The 18,174-nt window shown below is 72.3% G+C and carries 20 protein-coding genes; 15 read left to right on the forward strand and 5 right to left on the reverse strand.

Going from position 1 to position 18,174, the window contains the following annotated elements; genetic code table 11:
* Nucleotides 1-705, reverse strand: a 705-nt coding sequence (locus ACFFIC_RS09045) for a Gfo/Idh/MocA family protein (protein ID WP_377049850.1), incomplete at its 3' end; no start/stop codon positions are given.
* A 2-nt stretch (nt 706-707) separates the two neighbouring features.
* A complete protein-coding gene (locus ACFFIC_RS09050) occupies nt 708-1,685 on the reverse strand; it encodes a PDR/VanB family oxidoreductase (RefSeq protein ID WP_377049851.1) in 978 nt (325 codons plus the stop codon).
* Nucleotides 1,686-1,938: 253 nt separating this feature from the next.
* On the opposite strand from ACFFIC_RS09050, the gene ACFFIC_RS09055 reads away from it, so the two are divergent.
* From ACFFIC_RS09055 to ACFFIC_RS09065, 3 genes are all read left to right on the forward strand, one after another.
* On the forward strand, nt 1,939-3,282 hold the full coding sequence (locus tag ACFFIC_RS09055) for a Rieske 2Fe-2S domain-containing protein (RefSeq protein WP_377049852.1): 1,344 nt from the start codon (nt 1,939-1,941) through the stop codon (nt 3,280-3,282).
* Nucleotides 3,283-3,392: 110 nt separating this feature from the next.
* Nucleotides 3,393-3,791, forward strand: a complete 399-nt coding sequence (locus ACFFIC_RS09060) for a MarR family winged helix-turn-helix transcriptional regulator (RefSeq protein WP_377049853.1) — start codon at nt 3,393-3,395, stop codon at nt 3,789-3,791.
* A 178-nt stretch (nt 3,792-3,969) separates the two neighbouring features.
* Nucleotides 3,970-5,040: an SGNH/GDSL hydrolase family protein gene (locus ACFFIC_RS09065; RefSeq protein WP_377049854.1), complete on the forward strand. Its 1,071-nt coding sequence runs from the start codon at nt 3,970-3,972 to the stop codon at nt 5,038-5,040.
* Nucleotides 5,041-5,046: 6 nt separating this feature from the next.
* Here the strand turns inward: ACFFIC_RS09065 and ACFFIC_RS09070 are convergent, their stop codons facing one another.
* Complete coding sequence (locus ACFFIC_RS09070) at nt 5,047-6,285, reverse strand: glycosyltransferase family 4 protein (protein WP_377049855.1); 1,239 nt, start codon at nt 6,283-6,285, stop codon at nt 5,047-5,049.
* 187 nt (nt 6,286-6,472) lie between these two features.
* On the opposite strand from ACFFIC_RS09070, the gene tsaB reads away from it, so the two are divergent.
* The gene (gene tsaB / locus ACFFIC_RS09075; RefSeq protein ID WP_377049856.1) at nt 6,473-7,105 is read left to right on the forward strand and encodes a tRNA (adenosine(37)-N6)-threonylcarbamoyltransferase complex dimerization subunit type 1 TsaB; all 633 of its coding nucleotides are present in this window, start codon (nt 6,473-6,475) and stop codon (nt 7,103-7,105) included.
* Nucleotides 7,102-7,551: a GNAT family N-acetyltransferase gene (locus ACFFIC_RS09080; RefSeq protein ID WP_377049857.1), complete on the forward strand. Its 450-nt coding sequence runs from the start codon at nt 7,102-7,104 to the stop codon at nt 7,549-7,551. The genes tsaB and ACFFIC_RS09080 overlap by 4 nt, the downstream gene beginning before the upstream one ends.
* Here the strand turns inward: ACFFIC_RS09080 and ACFFIC_RS09085 are convergent.
* Entirely contained in the window at nt 7,538-7,723 is a 186-nt protein-coding gene (locus ACFFIC_RS09085; RefSeq protein ID WP_456306931.1) for a sulfurtransferase TusA family protein, read from the reverse strand. The two genes, ACFFIC_RS09080 and ACFFIC_RS09085, sit on opposite strands and share 14 nt — an antisense overlap.
* Before the next feature lie 297 nt (nt 7,724-8,020).
* On the opposite strand from ACFFIC_RS09085, the gene ACFFIC_RS09090 reads away from it, so the two are divergent.
* The 10 genes from ACFFIC_RS09090 to ACFFIC_RS09135 all read left to right on the forward strand — a co-directional run bounded on the left by ACFFIC_RS09090 (nt 8,021) and on the right by ACFFIC_RS09135 (nt 17,627).
* A complete protein-coding gene (locus ACFFIC_RS09090; protein WP_377049858.1) occupies nt 8,021-8,476 on the forward strand; it encodes a MucR family transcriptional regulator in 456 nt (151 codons plus the stop codon).
* Nucleotides 8,477-8,677: 201 nt separating this feature from the next.
* Nucleotides 8,678-9,283, forward strand: a complete 606-nt coding sequence (locus ACFFIC_RS09095; RefSeq protein WP_456306930.1) for a Fur family transcriptional regulator — start codon at nt 8,678-8,680, stop codon at nt 9,281-9,283.
* The gene (locus ACFFIC_RS09100; RefSeq protein ID WP_377049859.1) at nt 9,283-10,119 is read left to right on the forward strand and encodes a GNAT family N-acetyltransferase; all 837 of its coding nucleotides are present in this window, start codon (nt 9,283-9,285) and stop codon (nt 10,117-10,119) included. Before ACFFIC_RS09095 ends, ACFFIC_RS09100 begins: the two co-directional genes overlap by 1 nt.
* 71 nt (nt 10,120-10,190) lie before the next feature.
* Nucleotides 10,191-11,195, forward strand: a complete 1,005-nt coding sequence (locus tag ACFFIC_RS09105; protein WP_377049860.1) for a lysophospholipid acyltransferase family protein — start codon at nt 10,191-10,193, stop codon at nt 11,193-11,195.
* 144 nt (nt 11,196-11,339) lie between these two features.
* The gene (gene miaB, locus ACFFIC_RS09110; protein ID WP_377049861.1) at nt 11,340-12,743 is read left to right on the forward strand and encodes a tRNA (N6-isopentenyl adenosine(37)-C2)-methylthiotransferase MiaB; all 1,404 of its coding nucleotides are present in this window, start codon (nt 11,340-11,342) and stop codon (nt 12,741-12,743) included.
* Between the two features lie 53 nt (nt 12,744-12,796).
* Nucleotides 12,797-13,819 carry a PhoH family protein gene (locus tag ACFFIC_RS09115; protein WP_408906649.1) on the forward strand — a complete coding sequence of 341 codons (1,023 nt, stop codon included), beginning with the start codon at nt 12,797-12,799 and terminating at the stop codon, nt 13,817-13,819.
* 7 nt (nt 13,820-13,826) lie between these two features.
* Nucleotides 13,827-14,450, forward strand: coding sequence for an rRNA maturation RNase YbeY (gene ybeY / locus ACFFIC_RS09120; RefSeq protein ID WP_377049862.1), 624 nt, complete (start codon nt 13,827-13,829; stop codon nt 14,448-14,450).
* Nucleotides 14,447-15,418, forward strand: a complete 972-nt coding sequence (locus ACFFIC_RS09125) for a hemolysin family protein (RefSeq protein WP_377049863.1) — start codon at nt 14,447-14,449, stop codon at nt 15,416-15,418. Before ybeY ends, ACFFIC_RS09125 begins: the two co-directional genes overlap by 4 nt.
* Nucleotides 15,419-15,429: 11 nt before the next feature.
* On the forward strand, nt 15,430-17,013 hold the full coding sequence (gene lnt / locus ACFFIC_RS09130) for an apolipoprotein N-acyltransferase (protein ID WP_377049864.1): 1,584 nt from the start codon (nt 15,430-15,432) through the stop codon (nt 17,011-17,013).
* 158 nt (nt 17,014-17,171) lie between these two features.
* Complete coding sequence (locus tag ACFFIC_RS09135) at nt 17,172-17,627, forward strand: helix-turn-helix domain-containing protein (protein WP_377049865.1); 456 nt, start codon at nt 17,172-17,174, stop codon at nt 17,625-17,627.
* Nucleotides 17,628-17,640: 13 nt separating this feature from the next.
* Here ACFFIC_RS09135 and ACFFIC_RS09140 read toward each other — a convergent pair whose 3' ends face one another.
* Entirely contained in the window at nt 17,641-18,144 is a 504-nt protein-coding gene (locus ACFFIC_RS09140) for a DUF2244 domain-containing protein (RefSeq protein WP_377049866.1), read from the reverse strand.
* Nucleotides 18,145-18,174: the final 30 nt, after the last annotated feature.

Here is an 18,174-nt window from a genome sequence, read left to right on the forward strand (position 1 = left end):
GTGGCCGTGGCCGTTGTAGGTGAGGGTGGCGGACAGGCCCTCGCCGAAGTCGAGCAGGGCGTTAAAGGCGCCCTCGGTTCCGCGGGCGCGGTCCCACACCGTGGCGGTGGCGCGGATGGAGCGGGCGGGGCGGCCGGCGAGAAGGCGCGCGACCTCCACCTGGTGCGGCGCCTGGGAGAAGATGGCGCCGCCGCCCCGCGCCGTGTCCAGTTCCTCGGGGCGGCGGGGGCGGTACAGGTAGTCGGTGAAGTTCAGCGCCGTGACCATGCGGACGGCGCCGTACTCGCCCGAGCGGATGATGTCGCGGGCGCGGAGATAGGGCGCGTCGAAGGAATGGCTGTGGCCGACGATCAGGTGGATGCCGCCCTCTCGCGCGGCGGCGATCATGGCGAGGCCGTCCTCCACGGTCAGCGCCATCGGCTTCTCCACCAGCACGTGCTTGCCGGCGGCCGCGGCGGCGCGGACATGGGCGACGTGGAGTTGGTGGGGCGAGGCGATGTAGACGGCGTCGAGGCCGGGATCGGCGCAGAGGGCTTCGACGCTGTCATGGGTGCGTGCGCCGAAATCCTGCGCGAAGCGCGCGCGCGCCTCGGGGCGCGGGTCGGCGCAGGCGGCCATCTCCACGCGCGTGTCGCGCGCAAGGGTTGGCAGCATGAGCATGAAGGCGCGGCCGAGGCCGGCGACGCCGAGGCGGATGCGCCGCACGCCTAGAGCTCCAGCACGAGGCTGTCGGTCCTGGCGCGGGAGACGCAGATCATGAGCGACGTCTTCTGCTCGGCGGGGGTGAGGACCATGTCGCGGTGGTCCACCTCGCCGGCGGTGTAGCGGGTGCGGCAGGTGCCGCAGGTGCCGCTCTCGCAGGAGGAGGGGAGCTTGCGGCCATGGGCGCGCAGCACCTCCAGGATGGTGGTGCCCACGGGGATTTCGAGCGGGTCGCCATCCGCGCCGAGGCGTATGGTGAAAGGCTTGTCGTCCGCGCGGGGGCGGACGAGGTCGGAGCCGAAATCCTCGAAGTGGACGCTGTTCTCCGGCCAGTGCCCGGTCATGTCGCGCACGGCGTCCATCAGGGGGCGCGGCCCGCAGCAGTAGATGTGCGCCTTCGTCGGTTCCTCGAAGACCGGCCAGAGGTCGTAGGCGTTCTCGGGGTTGCCTTCGTCGTGGTGGATGACCACGGCGTTGCTGCCGGCGAAGGCAGGGTCGGAGAGTTCCGCGTGGAACGCGGTGCCGGCGGTGTGGCGCGTCAGGTAGAAGAGGCGGAAGGGCTTGCCGCCGGTGGCCTTGAGATAGCGGATCATCGCCAGGATCGGGGTGATGCCGATGCCGCCGGCGACGAAGATGTATTCCGGGGCGCGCGTGTCCAGCTCGAAGAGGTTGCGCGGCGCCGAGACCTCCAGCGTCGAGCCCTCCGCCGTGTTGTCGACCAGCGCGACGGAGCCGCCGCGGCCGCCTTCGTCGCGCTTGACGGCGATGACGTAGCGATCGCGCTCGTGCGGGTCGTTGCAGAGGGAATAGTTGCGCATCGCACCGGAGGGCACGCGCACGGAAAGGTGGGCGCCCGGCGTGAAGGGCGGCAGCTCGGCGCCATCGGGGGCGCGCAGCTCAAAGAGGTGGATGCCATCGGCCGCGGATTCGGCGCGGGCGACGCGGAGCGGCATCAGCTCGCCTTCGGCGGGCGCGTCGAGCATGGGTTTGTTTCCTCCCGGCGGCCTTGTGGACTGCGAGTGAGCGGTGGTTAGAAGCCTAAGCTTGTTCTGGCAAGGGTCTTTCCGGAGGGAGGGGATGATCACGCCTCAAGGAGCGGGCCGATCGGGTGTTTGCCGCGAGATTGCCGGAGCCCTGGGGCGGGCTGGATAAACCTTGACGCAAGCCACGCGCCGCATAACCTTAGAGGTCTAACTACTTGCCGGGCGTGCCCGGCTCACCGGGAGAACGCGCCCCATGCTGACCGCCGCCGAGAACGAGACCCTGTGCCGCGTGGAGGGCGATGCGCCGATGGGGCGCCTGATGCGCCGCCACTGGGTGCCGGCCCTGCTGTCCGAGCAGGTGGCCGAGCCCGACGGCAAGCCGGTGCGGGTGACGCTGTTCGGGGAGAAGCTGGTGGCCTTCCGCGACAGCGAGGGACGGCTGGGCGTGCTCGGCGAGTTCTGCGCGCACCGCAAGGCCTCGCTCGCCTTCGGGCGCAACGAGAATTGCGGGCTGCGCTGCCTGTACCACGGCTGGAAGTTCGACGTGGAGGGCAACGTGGTGGACATGCCGTCCGAGCCGAAGGAAAGCAGCTTCGCCGACCGGGTGAAGCAGAAGGCTTATCCCGTGCGCGAGGCCGGCGGGTTCATCTGGGTTTACATGGGCAAGCCCGAGGAGATGCCCGCGTTCGAGCAGCCGGCCTGGGCGCCCACCCCCGGCGCGAAGGTCTCGGCCCTGCGGATCGAGTTGCCCTGCAACTGGGCGCAGATCATGGAAGGGCAGATCGACAGCGCGCATTCGTCCTCGCTGCACTCCTCGGACATGCGGCCGGCGCGGGGCGATGCCGCGGCGCTGGACACGCACTGGGTGCGGCCCTCGACCGACAAGAACCCGCGCATCCAGGTGCAGGTGACCAACTACGGCATGCGCTACGCCGCGGTCCGGCGGCCGATCATGAACGCGGCCACGCAGGACTACGTGCGGATCACCACCTTCGTCGCGCCCTTCACGGCGCTGATCCCGCCCAACTCCACCTACAACGTGGCCAGCGTGATCGTGCCGCGGGACGACACCAGCACCTACTTCCACTTCATCGCCTGGACCGAGGAACTCCGCGAGAACATCTCGCCCGAGGCGTGGCGGAAGTTCTGCGTGACCGAGGTGGGCGTGGACGTGGACGCCGACTTCCGCCCGATGAAGCGGCACGCCTCCAACGACTACCTCCAGGATCGCGAGGCCATGAAGGGCGGCAACTCCTTCACGGGCATTCCGGGCATCCCGAACCAGGACATCGCGATGTGGGAATCCATGGGCGCGATCGCCGACCGCACGAGCGAGCGGCTGGGGGCGAGCGACATCGCCGTGATCCAGTTCCGCCGGATCATGCTGGACGCGGTCGCGCGCCACGAGGCCGGGTCCGAGCCGATCGGGCTGGGTTCCCCGCACCTGCCGCAGGCCAAGCTCCGCTCCTACCAGGGGGTGGTGCCCAAGACCGCGGACTGGCGGACGCTGGGCGCCTCGGAGGAGGAAGCCCACTATCTCACGGGCATGGAGGAAGAGCCGGAGGAGCGGGAGATGGCCCAGGCGGCGGTCGCCTGAGCCCGCCCCTCTCCAAGGCGATCCGGGCACCGGCCCCGGAACCGGAGCCACCGGCGCCCGCGGGCCCGCGCATCGATCCCCTGCCCTTCGACGAGAGCGTGGGCTTCCTGGTGCGCGACCTGAACCGCGCGATCCAGCGGCACCTGCAATCGCGGCTGCAGGCGCACGGGGTGGCGCCGGGTGCCTGGTATTTCCTGCGGGTGCTGTGGGAGGAGGACGGGATCACCCAGCGCGACCTCGCGCGGCGCCTGGGCATGATGGAGCCGACCGCCGTCATTGCCCTGCGCGGCATCGAGGCGGGGGGATGGATCCACCGCGTGCGGTCGGAGACGGACAAGCGGAAGGTGCACATCTTCCTCACCGAGGCCGGGCGCGCGCTGCGCGAGGCGCTGGTGCCCGAGGCGCACGCGGTGAACGCGCTGGCGACGCAGGGGCTGTCCGGCGACGAGGCCCGGATGCTGCGGGCGCTGCTGCGGCGGGTGCGAGGGAATTTTCCGGCGCAGGACTGAAGGCGAGGTGCCCTGGCGGGAGCCCCCGCGCCTCCCCTCCGGGCGGCCTTGCCGGGCGGCATCACGGCAGTATGATCATACCTCCCCCGTGGCTGGCCGGGCCTTCGTGCCCCGCGCCTCCCTTGCGGAAATCATGCCGTCCTCAATAATCGAACGATAATTCAGGGCGGGTGACATCATGGCGTTCCGTGCAATCCAAGGCGGCGTCCTCGCCGCAGGCCTGTTGCTCGCCGGGGCGCTTCCGGCCCGTGCCTCCCCCTACACCTCGGTTTATGTTTTCGGCGACAGCCTTTCCGACAACGGCAACCTCGCCGAGGTCTTCTACCGGCAGAACCTTCCGCACCCGCCGAGCTACCAGAACAGCTTCAGCAATGGTCCTGTCGCCGCGCAGGTGCTGGCCGGGCGCCTCGGCCTGTCGCTGCGGCCGTCCCTCTGGGTGACGGGGTTCCGGGACACCTTCGGCCTTTATGGCAGCGGCTTCGTGCCCGGCACCAACTACGCCGTCGCGGCGGCGACCGCGGCGGCCAGTGCCGTGGGCGGCCCGCCCGGGATCAACCTGCCGCAGCAGGTGGCGGCCTTCGGCGCGGCCACGGGAGGGAGCGCGGACCCGAACGCGCTATACCTGGTGGAGATCGGCGGCAACGACGTCCGCAACGCGGCGCTGGAGGGCACCGGCAGCGCGGCGGTGGCCGCCGGGGTGCAGACCGAGGTGGCGGCGGTGCAGGCGCTGCTCGCGCTAGGCGCGCGGAACCTGCTGGTGGTCAACGTGCCGGATATCGGGATCATCCCGGAGTTCACGCAGGACAATCCGGGCCTGACCGGCACCGCGACGCGCCTCACGCAGCAGTACAATGCGGGCCTCGCCGCCGGGCTCGCCGGCCTTGCGGTGCCGAGCGGCGCCAGCGTCATCCCCTTCGACCTGTCCAGCTACAACCTCTCGCTCCTTTCCGATCCGTCGCGGGTCGGGCTGACCAACGTCACCGACCGCTGCTATGTCGCGACGCCGGTCTCGGCCGCGACCAGCCCGCAATGCGGGCCCGGCGCGGAAAACATCGGCGGCTTCGCCTACTGGGACGCGATCCACCCCACCGCGACGCTCCAGGCGCTCTGGGCGGATGGTTTCGGACGGGCGCTCGCCGTGGCCGTGCCGGAGCCGTCGAGCATGGCGCTTTTCGGTTGCGGGCTGCTCGGGCTCGCCGGGCTGCGGCGCCGGCGTGCCCGCCCCGAGGCTGCCGGGGCGACCGCCTAACCCGCGTCACGCATAGGTCAGCGGCCGCTTCCGCGCGGCCAGCGCCTCGATCACCGCCATCTGCCGCGGCAGGCAGACGCGCCGGAGGTCGAAGCGCTTCTCCACCGTGCGCCGCGCCGCCGCACGGAGGGGCGCGTGCCGGGCGGGGTCGGCCAGGACCTCCGCCAGGCGGGCGGCCAGGGGCGCGGGGTCGTAAAGGTCCGTCAGCAGGCCGTTCACCCCGTCCTCGATCACCTCCTGCACGGGGGGCGTCGCGGAGCCGATGACGAGGGCGCCGCAGGCCATGGCCTCCAGCACGCTCCAGGACAGGACGAAGGGCACGGTCAGGTAGACATGCGCGGCCGAGACGCGGAACAGCGCGTGCAGCGCCGGATGCGGGATGCGGCCCAGGAAATGGACGCGGGCCGGGTCGAGCGGGCCGAGCTCGGCCAGCATGGCCTCGCGCCAGGTGGCGGCGCTCTCGGGCGCGCGGCCGTAGCTGGCCTGGTCGCCGCCCACGATCACCACGCGCGCGGCGGGGCGGGCGGCGAGCAGCGTGGGGAGCGCGCGCATGAAGGTGGGAAAGCCGCGATAGGGCTCGAGCCCTCGGGCGACATAGGTGACGACCTCGTCGCCCCGGCGCAGCACGGTGCCGTCGGGCAAGTCGAAGCGGGCCTCGGGGTCGGGGCGGCAGAGGTCGGTGTCCACGCCCTCGTGCACGAGGCTGATCTTCTGGCGGAACCATTCGGGGAAGCGCTCGCGCTGCCAGCGGGTGGGGGCGGCGCCCCAGTCGGCGGCCTGCATGGCCGAGAGCATGGGCATGTTCATCGCGCGCAGGCGCACGGCGTCCTGCAGGGTGGCGGGCTTGCCGGGCTCGTGGCCCACATCGGCGCCCGTCGCGCTGTAGAAGAACTCCGCGTAGAGCAGGAACGGCGCCTCGGGGAAGATGTCCTTGATGAAGATGGTGTCGCCCCAGCCGATATGGCCCAGCACGGCATCGGGCCTGAAGCCCTCCCGCCGGAGATCGATCGCGATGCGGGCAACCCGCTCGGCGCGGGCGAGCGCGGCCTGCGCGGGGCGCAGGCGGGGCGGCACGGCCTCCTCGGGCGGCGGAGGGGGATCGTAGACCCGGAGGTCCACGCCCTCGGGCACGGGAAAGCTGCGGGCGCCGATGCCCACCACGCGGTTGCCCGCGCGCGCGGCCAGGGCCGGCATGACATGCGCGTACTGCCCGGGAAAGTTCGGGTGGATCAGCAGCACCTTCATGGGCGGGGCCTTCCGGCCTGGCGGTGGGTCATCGGCGCTCCTTCGCCCGCGCAATCTGCTGCCTGCGGATGGGGCGCACAATCCCGTGAAGCATGCGGCCCCAGGCGCGGGTCGGCGCGGCGCCGGACGGGATGGCCCGCGCGGCGCGGTCCTGACACATTCGCGCCCGGTCGGAAGGAGAGGCGCGATGCGGTTGCTGGGCCTGGACGGCGCTCTCGCGAGCGCCTCGGCGGCGATCTGGGAGGATGGGGCGGTGCTCGCCGCGGCGCGGCGGGAGGGCGCGCGCGGGCAGCCCGCCGCCCTGCCCGCCCTGGTGGCGCAGGTGCTGGCCGGAACCGCGCCGCCGGAGGCGGTCGCGGTGGGGGTGGGGCCGGGAGGCTTCACCGGGCTGCGGGCGGCGATCGCGCTGGCGCGCGGGCTGGCGGCGGGATGGGGCGTGCCCTGTCACGGCGTGACCACGGGGGAGGCGCTGGCGGCCGCCCTGCCGGCCTGGCAGGCGGCGGGGCGCGAGGTGTGGTCCGTCACCGCCGCCGGGCGCGGCGGGCTGGTGCTGGAGCGCCCGGGCGTGGCCCCCGTGCTGCTGGAGGAAGCCGCCCTGCCCCGCCCCTCGGGGCCGGTGGTGCTGGTGGGGGATGCCGCGCCGGCGGCGGCCGCGCGGCTTCGGGCGGGAGGCGCGGACGCGCTGCTCTCCGATTGCCGCCTGCCCGAGGCCGGGGCGGTCGCGGCGGCGGCGGCGCGGGCCCTGGCGGCGGGACGGGCGCGGGATGCGGCGCCGCTTTATGCCGAGCCTCTCGCGCTGCGGACCCAGGGGGCGGCGTGAGCGGGGCGGCGCTGCAGCCCTTCGGCCGGGCGGAGGCGCCGGTGCTGGCCGCCCTGCACGCGCGGGCCTTCGCGCCGGAGGAGCGGTGGGGCGAGGCGGCGATCCGCCTGATGCTGGGGCTGGACGGCGGCTTCGGCCTGCTGGCCGGGCCGGCGGAGGCACCGCTGGGCTTCGTGCTGGCCCGTGCCGTGGCGGGTGAGGCGGAGGTGCTGACGCTGGCGGTGGACCCGCCCGCCCAGGGCGCCGGGGTGGGGGCAGCGCTGCTGCGGGCGGCACTGGCCGAGGCCGCGCGGCGCGGCGCGGCCTGCCTGTTCCTGGAGGTGTCGGAGGCGAATGCGCCGGCCCGCGCGCTGTACGCGCGCGCGGGGGCGGCGGAGGTCGGGCGGCGGCGGCGTTATTACTCGGATGGCAGCGACGCGCTGGTGCTACGGGTCAGCCTTTCCTGATCAGCAGGCGGGTGGTGCCGCCGGGTTCCTCCTGCTGGTCCAGGACGTGGTGGCCCTGCTCCGTGGCGGTGCGGGGGACGTTGCGGCGGGGTTCCTCGCCGCGGAGCCGCACGAGCAGAACGGCGCCGCGCGCCATCCGGTCAAGCGCGAGACGGGTGCGCACGAAGGTCATCGGGCAGGAATCGCCGGTGATGTCGAGCGTAACCTGCGGTTCGCAAGTCTCCACGGCATCTTCTGGGCCACTCGGCCCCATCGTTTCTTTGGTCACTCTTGTTCACCTCAAGCTTTCTCTGTTATCGCTGCATTAGACGATGTAGATCATGTGGGAATCGGGAGCGCGCCAAGTTGCCGGCAGTTTGAGCAGTTGCATTTCGCGCCCGCTTGCCTCCGGCTCCGCCTTTCGTTCCATCGCCGCCACGCACCCCGCCGACACACCTCGATACAACACACCGCCACCAAGGAGACCGCGATGCCGGACAGTACAGCCAATGCCCGGGACGGTGCTGATTCCGGCGTTCTCGGGCTGACTGCGCAGATCGTGGCGGCGCATGTGTCGAACAATCCCGTCCCCGTCGCGGAGTTGTCGGGGCTGATCGAGAACGTGCACCGCACGCTGTCGGGGCTGGGCCGCGCGCCCGAGGCGGCCGCGCCCGTGCGGCCGGAGCCGGCGGTTGCCGTGAAGAAGAGCGTGACGCCCGAATACCTGGTTTGCCTGGAGGACGGGAAGAAGCTGAAGATGCTGAAGCGGCATCTCAAGACCGCCTACAACATGACGCCCGACCAGTACCGGGACCGCTGGAACCTGCCGCCCGATTACCCGATGGTGGCGCCGGCCTATGCGGAGCACCGCTCCTCCCTGGCCAAGAAGATCGGGCTCGGCACCCGCCCGCGTCCCGCCCGCCGGGGGCGCGCCGCCAAGGACTGAGCGCGGGCGCGGCACCGCCCGCACCGGCCGGGTTCCCCGCCGGCCTCCCGGCCGGTTCCCGGCCGATCCACCGGGGCACGCCCCGGCATGCCCGCCGGCCCAGTCCGGGCCGCCGGGCTTTCGGAACGGTTTCCGGCCGGTTTTGCGGCCGGTTTGGCGCCGGGACGCTTGGCGGGTAGTCTCCGCCCGAACGGGATGACCATGGACCACGCCACCCAAACCCAGACCAAGGCGCCGCACGGCAAAGGACCGCATGGCGGCGATCCCACGCGGATCGAGCGGCTTTGCATCGAGCGCGGGCTGAAGATGACCGGCCAGCGCCGGCTGATCGCGCGCGTGCTGAGCGAGGCGGAGGACCATCCGGACGTCGAGGAGCTGTACCGGCGGGCCATCGCGCTCGACAGCAAGGTGTCCATCGCCACCGTCTACCGCACCGTGCGGCTGCTGGAGGAGAAGGGCATCCTGGAGCGGCGGGACTTCGGCGGCGGGCGGTCCCGCTACGACCCGGCCGATCGCGGGCACCACCACCACCTGATCGACGTGGACACCGGCATCGTCATCGAGTTCGAGGACGAGGAGCACGAGCGGCTCGTGCAGTCCATCGCCGAGCGCTACGGCTTCACCCTGGTGCAGCAGCGGCTGGAGCTGTTCGGCAAGCGGGCGGCGCCCGCCCCGGCGGCGGATGCCCGCCGGCGCGGGGGCGGGCGGGCCGAGGCGCCGCCGGCCCAGGGCGCCTCCCTCGGCTCCGACGCCGCGCCGGGCAAGGCTCCGGTGCCCCGCCCGGCCGCACCGAAGAAGGATGGGTGATGACCGGGCCGGCCCCCGGGTTGGGGGAACTGCGCGCGGGCAGGCTGGGCGTGCGGATCGCGCGGGACGCGGCGGAGGTGGAGGCCGCGCAGGCGCTCCGCTGGCGCGTCTTCTACGAGGAAATGGGCGCCCGCGCGGACGCGGCGACCGCGGCGTCGCACCTCGACGCGGATGCCTATGATCCCGTGGCCGACCACCTGCTGGTGCTGGACCATGAGCGTGGCGAGGGCGCGCGGGCGGTGGTGGGAACCTATCGCCTGATCCGGCGGGCGGCGGCGGAGCGGGTGGGCGGGTTCTACTCGGCCGGGGAATACGACCTTTCCCCGATCCTGGCGCAGCCGGGCGGGCTGCTGGAGCTCGGGCGGTCCTGCGTGGACGAGCGCTACCGCACGCGGGGAACCCTGCAGCTGCTGTGGCAGGGGATCGCGGCCTATGTGTTCGAGCACCGCATCGCGCTGATGTTCGGCTGCGCCTCCCTGCCCGGCACGGACCCCGACGCGCTGGCGGAGCCGCTGACCTACCTGCACGCGCTGCACCTGGCGCCGCCGGAGCTGCGGCCGCGCGCCCTGCCCGGCCTGCGCGTGCCGATGGACCGCATGGACCCGGCCGCCATCGATGCCCGCCGCGTGCTGGCGCGGCTGCCGCCCCTGGTGAAGGGATACCTGCGGCTGGGCGGCTTCGTGGGCGACGGCGCGGTGGTGGACCCGCAGTTCAACACCACCGATGTTTGCGTCGTGGTGAAGACCGACCAGGTCACCGCCAAGTACTTCCGGCACTACGAGCGCCGCCTGGGGCCGCAGCCCGAGCAGGACGAGCCGCTCGAGCTGCCGTTCTAGCGTCGCGGCGGCCGTGCCTTCCCTGCCCGGCGGCATGGACCTTCGCGGAAAGGCGGGCTAACCCGGCGGGCATGGACGCCGTCCCCAGCGACCCTGCCGTGGCCCTGGCCCCGAGCCGCCTTCGGCGCCGCATGCCCATCCGCTTCCGCCGCGCCGTGCCCGGCGGGCGCTTCTTCGACGTGATGGGCGACCGGCCCTTCGGCGGCCGGCTGCGGGCCGTGCGGCGCCTGGTGGTCGCGGGGCTCTGGACGCTGCTGTGCATGCCCGTGCAGGCGGTGCTGCTGCTGCTGCCCGACCATGCCCCGCCGGGGCAATCCGGGCTGGGGCAATCCAGGCTGGGGCACGCCAAGGTGGGCTTCGCGCGGATCTACTGGCGGACGATGTGCTTCATCATCGGCATGCGCGTGCGCGTGGTGGGGGAGCGCGGCGCGGTGCCGCGGACGCTCTACCTGGCCAACCATTCCTCCTGGCTGGACATCCTGGTGCTGGGGGGCGCGCTCGAGGCGCCCTTCGTGTCCAAGGCGGAGATTGGGCAATGGCCGCTGGTGGGGCTGGTGGCGCGGCTCGGGCGCACGGTGTTCGTCTCCCGCTCCCGCCGGCGCACCGGGGACGAGGCGCGGGAGATGCGCGAGCGGCTGCTGGCCGGGGATTCGCTGATCCTGTTCCCGGAGGGGACCAGCTCGGACGGATCGCGGGTGCTGCCCTTCCGCTCCTCCTTTCTGGCGGTGGCGGAGGCGGCGGAGGCGATCCGGCCGGTTTCGGTGGTGTATGACCGCCTGGGCGGCCTGCCGGCCTGCCGGCGGGACCGGCCCCTCTTCGCCTGGTACGGGAACATGGAGATCGCGCCGCATGTCTGGCGGCTGGTGCGCCATGCCGGGCTGCGGGCGACCGTGCTGCTGCACGATCCGGTGTCGCCCGGGGCGATCCCCAGCCGCAAGGCGCTCTCGGCCGCGGTGGAGGGGACGGTGGCGGAAGGGGCCTCCGCGCTCCGGCAGAACCGGGAGCCGCGGCCATTGCCCGTGGCGGTTCCGGCCCCGGCCGAAGGGCCCGAGGCGGGAGGGCCTCTTACCGCTTGACGGGAATCCTCCGCTTCCGCGAGGCTCCCCCCATGGACGCGCCCCCTCCGTCGCGCCCGGGTCTTTCTTGACCTCGAAGGCCCCGCGCCGCACATCGCCCCATCCCGTGGCCGAAGGCCCGGGCGTGAAGGGGTTTTCCTCCGTATGAGCAGTTCGATCGGCCCGGTTCCGGCCGGCTCCCTCCCCGCCGCCGCGAGGCCCGCGCGCAAGCTCCTGATCCGCACCTGGGGCTGCCAGATGAACGTGTACGACAGCGGGCGGATGGCTGACATCCTGGCGCCGCTGGGCTACGCGCCCACGGAGCGGGCGGAGGAGGCCGACATGGTCATCCTCAACACCTGCCACATCCGCGAAAAGGCGAGCGAGAAGGTCTTCTCGGACCTCGGGCGGCTGCGCGAAACCAAGAAGGCCCGCGCCGCCGATGGCCAGGGCACGATCATCGCCGTGGCGGGCTGCGTGGCGCAGGCGGAAGGGGCGGAGATCACGGCCCGCGCGCCCTGGGTGGACATCGTGCTCGGGCCCCAGACCTATCACCGCCTGCCGGAGATGGTGGCCCGCGCCTCACGCGCCGCGGGCGCCGTGATCGAGACGGACTTCCCGGCCGAGGACAAGTTCGACCACCTGCCGGAGGCCCGCGCCTCGCAGGGGCCGGTCGCCTTTCTGACGATCCAGGAGGGCTGCGACAAGTTCTGCTCCTTCTGCGTGGTGCCCTACACGCGCGGGGCGGAGTTCTCCCGTCCCGTCGAGGCGATCCTCACCGAGGCGCGGCAGCTCGCGGCGGGAGGCGCGCGGGAGATCGCGCTGCTTGGGCAGAACGTGAATGCCTGGGCCGGGATGTCGCGCGCGGGGACGAACTGGGGCCTCGCGCGGCTGCTGCGGGAACTGGCCGAAATCCCCGGCGTTGCCCGTCTGCGCTACACCACGAGCCACCCCCGGGACATGGACGACGACCTCATCGCGGCCCACCGGGACATTCCGGCCCTCATGCCCTACCTGCACCTTCCCGTGCAGTCCGGGTCCGACCGGGTGCTGGCCGCGATGAACCGGGGGCACAAGGCCGATCTCTACCTGCGGCTGGCGGACCGGCTGCGGGAGGCGCGGCCGGACATCGCGCTGACCTCGGACTTCATCGTGGGGCACCCCGGCGAAACCGCCGCCGACTTCGAGGCCACCATGCGGCTGGTGGAGCGGGTCGGCTTCGCGGGGGCCTATTCCTTCAAGTATTCCGCGCGCCCCGGCACGCCGGCGGCCGGCCAGCCCAACGCGGTGCCGGAGGCGGAGAAGGATGCGCGCCTGCAGGCACTGCAGGCCGTGCTGCGCGAGCAGCAGGATGGGTTCAACCGCGCCTGCGTCGGGCGCGTCGTCGATGTCCTGGTCACCGGCACGGGGCGGCATCCCGGGCAGGTGGCGGGCCGCAGCCCGTGGCTCCAGCCTGTTCATGCAACAGGCGCAGCCCCGGTGGGCGCGGTGGTTCCGATGCAATTGCGGGCCGCCCTCCCCAATTCCCTCTCCGCAACCATGGCGCCTCAGGAGTCCGCCGCCGCTTGACCCAATTCGCCGCCCCCGCCGGGGGCATCGCCCTCCGGCCCGAGCCCCGCGCCCTGCCGCGCAATCCGGCCTTCGCGCCCGATCTGCAGCGGACGGTCACCGTCAGCTTCGACGACAATGCGTTGCTTCCGATGCTGTACGGGGAGCACGACCGGCACCTGGCGCGGATCGAGCAACGATTGGGAGTTCGGATCGCATCGCGCGGCAACCGCGCGACGATCTCGGGCGGCGCCGAGGGCACGGGGCTGGCGGAATCGGTGCTGCGCGCGCTGTGGCAGCGCCTGGAAAAGGGAGAGATCACGGGCATGGCCGATGTGGAGGCCGCGTTGCGCATGGTGGACGGTCCGGCCGAGGACCCGCGCCTGCCGCTGGCGGACATGCCGGCGATCCGGACGCGCAAGGGCGCCATCGCGGCCCGCAGCCGCACCCAGGGTGCCTACATGGACATGCTCCAGCGCCACGAGATGGTGTTCGGCGTGGGGCCGGCCGGCACGGGCAAGACCTATCTGGCGGTGGCCCAGGGCGTGGCCCTGCTGATGGCGAACCAGGTGGACAAGATCATCCTGTCCCGCCCTGCCGTGGAGGCGGGGGAGCGGCTGGGCTTCCTGCCCGGCGACATGAAGGAGAAGGTCGATCCCTATCTCCGCCCGCTCTACGACGCGCTGCACGACATGATGCCGGCGGATCAGGTGGCGCGGCGGCTGGTGTCCGGGGAGATCGAGATCGCGCCGCTGGCCTTCATGCGCGGGCGGACGCTGGCCCATGCCTTCGCCATCCTGGACGAGGCGCAGAACACCACGCCCGCGCAGATGAAGATGTTCCTCACCCGCATGGGCGAGGGCACGCGGATGGTGATCACCGGCGATCCCTCCCAGGTGGACCTGCCGCCCGGGCAGAAGTCGGGGCTGGTGGAGGCCCTCTCCGTGCTGGACGGGGTGGAGGGGATCGGCGTCACGCGCTTCGCGGAGAACGACGTGGTGCGGCACCCCCTGGTCGGGCGCATCGTCTCGGCCTATGGGCGAGCGGAGGCCGCGGCGGCCGATGGCCGCGCCGCCCGGGCGCGTTTGAAGGAGTAGGACAGAGGTGGGCAGTCGCCCGCCCGGCGGCGCAGCCGCCGGGCCGAATACCAGCGCTTCCGGGGGCATGGCCTTCGGGGCGGATGAGGACGAAGACCCCGCGGGTGAACCCGCCGGGGACTTCGGCGATGGCTTTGACGCCGATTTCGACACCGGCTTTCCGGGCCTCGCCGAAGGGTGGGACCAGGGGATCGAGGTGGTGCTGGAGGATCCGGCCTGGCGCTCCGCCGTGCCGCGGGTGGAGGAGGTCGCGCGCCGCGCCGCCGCCGCCGCCTTCGCGGAGGCCGGGATCGAGGGCGCGGTAACGGTGCTGCTGACCGGCGACCTGCAGGTCAAGCGCCTGAACGGCGACCACCGGGGCAAGGTGAAGCCCACCAACGTGCTGTCCTTTCCCGCGCCGCACCCGGGCATGCCCGGCGACGTGGCCCTGGCGCTGGGCACCGTGCGGCGGGAGGCCCGCGCGGCCGGGCGCAGCGTAATGGCCCATCTTTCGCACCTGGTGGCCCATGGGGTTCTGCACCTGACCGGCCACGACCACCTGCGCGCCGGGGAAGCGCGCCGGATGGAGCGGGCGGAGGCGCGCATCATGCGGCGCCTCGCGCTGCCCAATCCCTGGAGGGGCGTGGCGTGAGCGAGCGGCATCCGAACGGCAGCTCCGAGCGGGCGCAGCGCAACAACATCTTCTGGCGCTTCCAGGGATTGTTGCGGCGGCGCGAGGCCGAGAGCGTCCGCGACCAGGTGGAGGCGCTGGTCGAGGGCGAGGGCGAGGAAGGGCGCGCGCCGGAGGCGGACGCGCTGGACGCGAACGAGCGCGTGATCCTCGGCAACGTGCTGAAGCTGCGCAACAAGACGGCGGTGGACGTGATGCTGCCGCGCGCCGACATCATCGGCATGCCCTGCGACCTGACGCTGGACGAGGCCATCCGGCTGATCCAGCGCGAAGGCCATAGCCGCTTCCCGGTCTACAGCGAGAACCTGGACGACATCCGGGGCATGGTTCACATCAAGGACGTCTTCGCGGCGGTGGGGCGCGACGGGGAGCCCTTCTCGCTGGATGCGGCACTCAGGCCCCTGCTGTTCGTGGTGCCGCAGGTGCCCGTGCTGGACCTGCTGCTGCAGATGCGCGAGGCCCGGACCCACATGGCGCTGGTGGTGGACGAATACGGCGGCATCGACGGGCTGGTGACCATCGAGGACCTGGTGGAAACCATTGTCGGCGACATCTCGGACGAGCACGACGAGGAGGCGCCGCCCCAGGCGGTGGAGCGTCCGGACGGCAGCCTGGATGTCGATGGCCGCATGACCATCGAGGCCTTCGAGGCGCGCTACGGCGAGGTGCTGACGGTCGAGGAGCGGCACCAGGACATCGACACGGTGGGCGGGCTGGTCTTCACCCTGGCCGGGCGCGTGCCGGCGCGGGGGGAGCTGGTGTCGCATTCCTCGGGCATCGAGTTCCGGGTGCTCGACAGCGACCCCCGCCGCATCCGCCGGCTGCGGGTGCGGCGGCCGGCACCGGCGACGCCCGCGATCGAGATGCCCGGCGCCGGCATCGAATCCGGCGCCACGGCGCCCCAGGCGCCCTCTCAGGCAGCGGAATAGGCGGAACCCTCTTGCAGCGACTGGTCGGCTTTCTGGAGTCCCGCGCGGGCTGGCGCGCGCTGGCTGCCGCCTTCGGCCTGGGGGCGCTGTCCTCGCTGGCGATGCCGCCGGTGTTCGCGGTGCCCGTGCTGCTGCTGTGCCTGCCGGGATTGCTGGTGCTGCTGGGGCGGGCGGGAAGCTGGAAGCGGGCGGCGGTGATCGGATGGGCCTTTGGATGGGGTCAGCACGTCACCGGGCTGTACTGGATCACCTATTCCATCCTCACGGAGGCGGAGCGGCTGTGGTGGCTGGTGCCGCTGGCCGTGCCGCTGCTCGCGCTGTGGATGGGGCTCTACGCGGCCATTCCGGCGGTGCTGGCCGTGCGCGCCCGGCCCGGCTGGCCGCGGGTGCTGGTGCTGGCCGGGGGCTGGGTGCTGGCCGAGTTCGTGCGGGGCTGGGCGTTCACCGGCTTTCCCTGGAACCTCTTGGGAACGGCCTGGGCCTTCTCGGCCGTGTCGGTTCAGGGGGCGGCCTGGATCGGCGTGCACGGCCTTTCGCTCGTGACGGTGGTGCTGGCCTGCACGCCGCTGCTCGGGCGGCGGGCGATGGCGGGCGGGCTGGCGGCGATCGCCGGCTTCGCGGCCTTCGGCGCGGCACGGCTCTGGCCGGCGGGGCCGGACCCCCTCGCGGTGACGCTGGTGCTCGTGCAGGGCAACGTGGCGCAGGAGGCGAAGTGGCGGGAGGAAAGCCGCGTGCCGATCTTCCGCCGCTACCTTGAGTTGAGTCAGGAGGGCGTGGAAGCCGCCCTGCGCGAGCGGCCCGGAACGCGCACGGTGGTGGTCTGGCCGGAAACGGCAAGCCCCTTCCTGCTCGCCGATGACCCGGAGGCGCGGCGAATCGCGGCCACCGTGCTGCCGCCGGACGGGCTGCTGCTGGCGGGGACGGTGCGGGGTGAGTGGGGACCGGACCGGCGTCCGCTGCGGCTGTTCAACAGCCTCGTGGCCATGGGGCCGGACGGGGTGATCACCGCGACCTACGACAAGTCGCACCTTGTTCCCTTCGGGGAGTACATGCCGCTCTCGGGACTGCTGCCGATCCGGGTGATCCGCGGCGGGGTCGATTTCGGGGCGGGCGCGGGGCCGGTGGCGATGCCGCTGCCCGGCCTGCCGCCGGCCGGGCCGCTGATCTGCTACGAGGTGATCTTTCCCGGCGCGGTGGTCGGCGCGGAGCGGCCGGGCTGGCTGCTGAACGTCACCAACGATGCCTGGTTCGGGGTTTCGGCCGGGCCGCACCAGCACCTGGCAACAGCACGTTTGCGTGCGGTGGAGGAGGGGCTTCCTCTCGCGAGGGCTGCCCAGACCGGCATCTCTGCAACCTTCGATTCGCGGGGGCGGGAGGTGGCGCGGCTCGGGCTGGGGGAAACGGGCTTCGTTCTCTCGCCACTGCCTGAAGCCGGGGAGGCCACGCCCTTCGCGCGGCTGGGACTTTGGATTCCGGGGGTTATGGCGGCGCTCGCGCTTCTGGCGGGTTGGCTCGGCAGCGGAATCCGACGCAACGATTCCGGCGGTCAGGTCGTTCTTCCGACCGTGCAGGTGCTGCCGACCTCGTCGCAATAATTGGAATTCTCGAAAGAGTTGACAATCCGTTAGCGTCTGGGCAAAGTCGTTTCGAACATTGCAGGGTTCTATGACGGCAACGGGCATTCCGTTCGCCGACCAAGGTGTGCAAGACGCGCGCCGCCCCCTGGTCTGGATGGGATAAAGGAGTGGCGCGGATGGCGGGTGAGGATACGCTTGATCGATCTGAGAAAGCCGAGCACCGCCCGAGCCCCATCGACGTGCATGTGGGAAGCCGCGTGCGGTTGCGGCGCACCCTTCTGGGCATGAGTCAGGAGAAGCTGGGCGAAGCGCTCGGCCTCACCTTTCAGCAGGTCCAGAAGTACGAGCGCGGGGTGAACCGGATCGGAGCCAGCCGGCTTTTCGACCTGGGGCGGGTGCTGGACGTGCCGATCGGCTTCTTCTTCGACGACATGCCCGACAGCATGAGCGGGGTGACCAGCGGCATCCGCTCGCGCCTGGCGGGCTTCGCGGAAAGCCAGGAGGGATTCGAGGACGACACCATGCACCGGCGGGAAACGCTGGAGCTGGTGCGGGCCTATTACCGGATCACCGAGCCGGGCGTGCGCAAGCGGGTCTTCGACCTGATCAAGAGCCTCGCGCCGACCGAATAGGCGGGGCCGCCTTTCAGCGGTTCTGCGGATTGTCGAAGACCGGGCTGCGGTATTGGCGCAGCGCTTCGGTCAGCGCCTCGGCGAGGCTGGTCTTCTCGGGCTCGTGCAGGAAGTGGCCGATCTCGGTGGAGCGGCCGCGGGCGGCGAGGCGGAGCTCGCTGACCCGGCCCGGGCGCGGGGTAAGGGCGACGCGGGCCCAGTAGGCGTCGAACTCCACGGCGCGGCGCTGGCCCCGGCGGTCGGTCCGGTCCACCCGCAGGCGGCCATCGGCCAGGGTGATCCGCTCCCCGATGCGGTCCGACCAGCGGCGATGGGCGCGGAGAAGCCCGATGACCAGCACCACCTCCAGGCCCATGAAGCCCGCCACCGGCCAGGCGCCGAGCGACCAGAACAGCACCGTGAGCATGGCGGAGCCGGTCGCCACCAGGGCGATGATGGCGCGCAGGCCGGCTGGGGTGCCGGACTGGTGCGGCACGGTCAGGGCCTCGAAGAGGGGTGCGTCCGGGCTGGGATCCATGGCTTGCCAGCATATGGTGGCCGTTGCCGG

The sequence above is a fragment of the Muricoccus vinaceus genome, assembly GCF_042433125.1.
GTDB classification, from domain to species: Bacteria; Pseudomonadota; Alphaproteobacteria; order Acetobacterales; family Acetobacteraceae; genus Roseomonas; species Roseomonas vinacea.

Excerpts from the sequence above, each read along its gene's own strand:
- ACFFIC_RS09105 (WP_377049860.1), top strand. The coding sequence starts at position 10,191 with ATGGACGCCGTCCCCAGCGACCCTGCCGTGGCCCTGGCCCCGAGCCGC.
- ACFFIC_RS09095 (WP_456306930.1), top strand. The coding sequence starts at position 8,678 with ATGGACCACGCCACCCAAACCCAGACCAAGGCGCCGCACGGCAAAGGA.
- ACFFIC_RS09100 (WP_377049859.1), top strand. The coding sequence starts at position 9,283 with ATGACCGGGCCGGCCCCCGGGTTGGGGGAACTGCGCGCGGGCAGGCTG.
- ACFFIC_RS09090 (WP_377049858.1), top strand. The coding sequence starts at position 8,021 with ATGCCGGACAGTACAGCCAATGCCCGGGACGGTGCTGATTCCGGCGTT.
- ACFFIC_RS09055 (WP_377049852.1), top strand. The coding sequence starts at position 1,939 with ATGCTGACCGCCGCCGAGAACGAGACCCTGTGCCGCGTGGAGGGCGAT.
- ACFFIC_RS09070 (WP_377049855.1), bottom strand. The coding sequence starts at position 6,285 with ATGAAGGTGCTGCTGATCCACCCGAACTTTCCCGGGCAGTACGCGCAT.
- miaB (WP_377049861.1), top strand. The coding sequence starts at position 11,340 with ATGAGCAGTTCGATCGGCCCGGTTCCGGCCGGCTCCCTCCCCGCCGCC.
- ACFFIC_RS09140 (WP_377049866.1), bottom strand. The coding sequence starts at position 18,144 with ATGGATCCCAGCCCGGACGCACCCCTCTTCGAGGCCCTGACCGTGCCG.
- ACFFIC_RS09050 (WP_377049851.1), bottom strand. The coding sequence starts at position 1,685 with ATGCTCGACGCGCCCGCCGAAGGCGAGCTGATGCCGCTCCGCGTCGCC.
- ACFFIC_RS09085 (WP_456306931.1), bottom strand. The coding sequence starts at position 7,723 with ATGACCTTCGTGCGCACCCGTCTCGCGCTTGACCGGATGGCGCGCGGC.
- ACFFIC_RS09135 (WP_377049865.1), top strand. The coding sequence starts at position 17,172 with ATGGCGGGTGAGGATACGCTTGATCGATCTGAGAAAGCCGAGCACCGC.
- tsaB (WP_377049856.1), top strand. The coding sequence starts at position 6,473 with ATGCGGTTGCTGGGCCTGGACGGCGCTCTCGCGAGCGCCTCGGCGGCG.
- ACFFIC_RS09065 (WP_377049854.1), top strand. The coding sequence starts at position 3,970 with ATGGCGTTCCGTGCAATCCAAGGCGGCGTCCTCGCCGCAGGCCTGTTG.